This window comes from Streptomyces longispororuber (assembly GCF_024448165.1).
Taxonomy (GTDB): domain Bacteria; phylum Actinomycetota; class Actinomycetes; order Streptomycetales; family Streptomycetaceae; genus Streptomyces; species Streptomyces longispororuber_A.
The window spans coordinates 1-2764 of record NZ_JAMOLN010000410.1 but is presented as its reverse complement, the minus strand read 5'-3'; the positions used below and the strand labels follow the sequence as shown (position 1 = coordinate 2764).

Genomic DNA, 2764 nt, shown 5'->3' with positions numbered 1-2764 from the left:
CCCGGCGTGCAGCAACCGCGCCACCGCCCCGGTCTCGTCCGGCACGGGCACCCACACGTTCATCCCGCTGCGCCCGTGCGCCACGACCCCCCGCTCGGCCAGGGCAGCGACCAGCGCGTCACGCCGCCGCCCGTACGACGCAGCCACCACCCGCGCATCCACCGCTCCGCCCGCCCACAGCCCCGCCACGGCCCGCTGCGTGATGCGGCTGACCCAGCCGGGCCCGAGCCGCTGCCGGCCCCGCACCCGGTCGACGGTCGCGGCGTCCCCGGTGAGGACGGCGAGCCGCAGATCGGGCCCGTACGCCTTGGCGACCGAGCGGACGAACGCCCAGTGGTGCGTGACCCCGGCCAGCGGATGCAGCGGCAGATCGACGATGCCGTGACCGTGGTCGTCCTCGATGAGCAGCACCTCCGGGTGCGCGCCGAGCACCGTGCGCAACGCCTTGGCGCGGGCACCGCTCACGGCCGCCCCGGTCGGATTCTGCGCCCGGTCCGTCACCACGAGGGCCCGCGCCCCCGCCTCCAGCGCCCGCGCCACGTCGTCCGGCAGCGGCCCGTCGTCGTCGACCCCGACCGGCACGATCCGCAGCCCGAGCGCGGGCACGAGGTCGAGCATGCTGCCCCACCCCGGGTCCTCGACGGCGACCGCGTCCCCGGCCTTGAGGTGCACCGCGAGCACCCGCTCGATCGCGTCGAGCGACCCGGACGCCACCACGACCGGCCCGTCCGGCACCCCGTCGGCGTCGAACGCGGCGCGCGCCTGCCGGACGAGCCCGGGCTCCAGGGAGTCCGCCCCGTACAGCACGGGTTCCGCGTCGGCGACGGCCGCCGCGGCGGTGAACGCCCCGACGAGCGACGGCAGCAGCGCGACGTCCGGGTTCCCGGCCGACACGTCCCGCACCCCCGCCGGCACGTCGACCCGGATGTGCTCGCGCGCGGTCGTGGCCGGCTTCGGCCGCACCCGGCTGCCGCGCCGCCCGGCCGTCTCGATCACCCCGCGCTCCCGCAGGGTCCGGTACGCGGCCGCGACCGTATTGGGATTCACCCCGAGCCGCTGCGCCAACTCCCGCATGGGAGGCAACAGTTGCCCCGGCTCCAGGCCACCGTCGGCCACCGCACGCTCGACGCTCGCGGAAATCTCCGCCGCACGCCGCCCACTGATCGGATACTCTCCTAGCACAAACCACAGTTTGCACTAATGCAATGGAGTTCGCAACATGAGCGTGGCCCCCGAACAGACCCCGGCCGCCGGCGCGTACACACCGACGGACCGCACGGTACCGACCCGCTCCAAGGAGCGCGCCGGATATGACCGCGCCCTGGTCCACTCGATACTCGACGAGGCGTACGTCTGCCACCTCGGTTTCGTGCGCGACGGCGCCCCCGTCGTCCTGCCAACGCTCTACGGCCGGGTCGGCGAGCGCCTCTACGTGCACGGGTCCACCGGTTCGCGCCCGTTGCGGATGGCCGGGCAGCAGGACCCGGGGCTGCCGGTCTGTCTGACCGTCACGCACGTCGACGGCCTGGTCCTCGCCCGGTCCGCCTTCCACCACTCCATCAACTACCGCTCCGTGGTGATCCACGGGACCGCGCACCAGGTGACGGACCCCGAGGAGAAGCGCGCGGCCCTGGACGCGCTCGTCGACCACGTGGTGCCCGGCCGCTCCGCCGACTCGCGCCCCGCCAACGCCAAGGAGCTCGCCGCGACGGCCGTGCTCAGCCTGGATCTGGCGGAGGTCTCGGCGAAGCTGCGCACCGGCGGCGTGAACGACGAGCCGGAGGACCTCGGCCTCCCGCACTGGGCGGGCGTGGTCCCGCTGCGCCAGGGCTACGGCACCCCGGTCCCGTCCGACGACCTCACCGACGGCATCGCCCTGCCCTCCTACCTCCGGGAGTTGTGATGCTGATCCACCCCTGGGACGCCGCGCGCGACGCCGCCGAGTGGCGCGAGTGGCTCGCCGCCCACGACTTCGGGCAGCTCGCGGCCAACGGGCTGCCGGGCGAGCCGCCGTTCGTGCAGCCGATGCACTTCGCGTACGACGGCGAGCGCGACGAGGTCCTCGCCCATCTCGCCCGACCGAACCCGATCTGGCCGGCGCTGGACGCGAACCCCGAGGTGCTGCTGAGCGTCGTCGACGACTACGCGTTCGTGCCGGGCCCCTGGCAGGCGCTGCCCGGCGCCCCCGCCGAGCACGGGACGCCGACCAGCGTGTACGCCGCGGTCCAGCTCCGCTGCACCGCCCACGTGGTGGACGATCCGCAGGAGAAGGCCGAGATCCTCAACCGGCAGGTGGGCCACTTCCAGCCGCCCGGCCTGTCGGCGACCGCGGCCGTCGGCGAGGCCCCGTACGGCCGGATGCTCCCGGGAATCCGGGGTCTACGGCTCGAAGTGACCGACGTACGGGCCAAGTTCAAGTACGCCGGGCACAAGCCGGAAGAGGTGCAGGACCGGATCGCCGCGGGCCTCGCGGAGCGGGGCGGACCGCGCGACGCCGCCGCGCTCGCGGTGCAGCGCAGGCGGCGCCAGGAGGCGTGACCCATGGGTCAGCCGCCGGACCGGGCCTCCGCGACGGCGAGCCCGAGGACCGAGGCGAGCATCAGGGCGGTGCCCGCCACGGTCGCCCCGGTGAGCCGCTCGCCGAGCACCGTCACGGCGATGAGGGCCGCGCCCACCGGTTCGAGCAGCATGACCACGGAGACGGTGGCGGAACGCACGACGGCCGCGCCCGCGAAGTACAGGGCGTAGGCGAGCGCGGTCGGCA

4 protein-coding genes are annotated in these 2764 nt (G+C 74.9%); 2 read left to right on the top strand and 2 right to left on the bottom strand.

Features of this window, described 5'->3' with window-relative positions; all coding sequences use genetic code 11:
- A partial coding sequence (locus M4J07_RS47480) for an aminotransferase class I/II-fold pyridoxal phosphate-dependent enzyme (RefSeq protein ID WP_255983583.1) occupies positions 1 to 1182 on the bottom strand: 1182 nt, incomplete at its 3' end.
- A 37-nt stretch (positions 1183 to 1219) separates the two neighbouring features.
- Between M4J07_RS47480 and M4J07_RS47475 the strand changes: the two genes are divergently transcribed.
- Together M4J07_RS47475 and M4J07_RS47470 are read left to right on the top strand one after the other, a co-directional pair.
- Entirely contained in the window at positions 1220 to 1903 is a 684-nt protein-coding gene (locus tag M4J07_RS47475; RefSeq protein ID WP_255983580.1) for a pyridoxamine 5'-phosphate oxidase family protein, read from the top strand.
- Positions 1903 to 2538, top strand: a complete 636-nt coding sequence (locus M4J07_RS47470) for an FMN-binding negative transcriptional regulator (protein ID WP_255983578.1) — start codon at positions 1903 to 1905, stop codon at positions 2536 to 2538. Before M4J07_RS47475 ends, M4J07_RS47470 begins: the two co-directional genes overlap by 1 nt.
- An 8-nt stretch (positions 2539 to 2546) precedes the next feature.
- Here M4J07_RS47470 and M4J07_RS47465 read toward each other — a convergent pair.
- The coding region (locus M4J07_RS47465) for an EamA family transporter (protein ID WP_255983576.1) at positions 2547 to 2764 on the bottom strand (218 nt) is incomplete at its 5' end.

Coding starts and splice junctions, on each gene's coding strand:
- M4J07_RS47475 (WP_255983580.1), top strand. CDS start 1,220: ATGAGCGTGGCCCCCGAACAGACCCCGGCCGCCGGCGCGTACACACCG.
- M4J07_RS47470 (WP_255983578.1), top strand. CDS start 1,903: ATGCTGATCCACCCCTGGGACGCCGCGCGCGACGCCGCCGAGTGGCGC.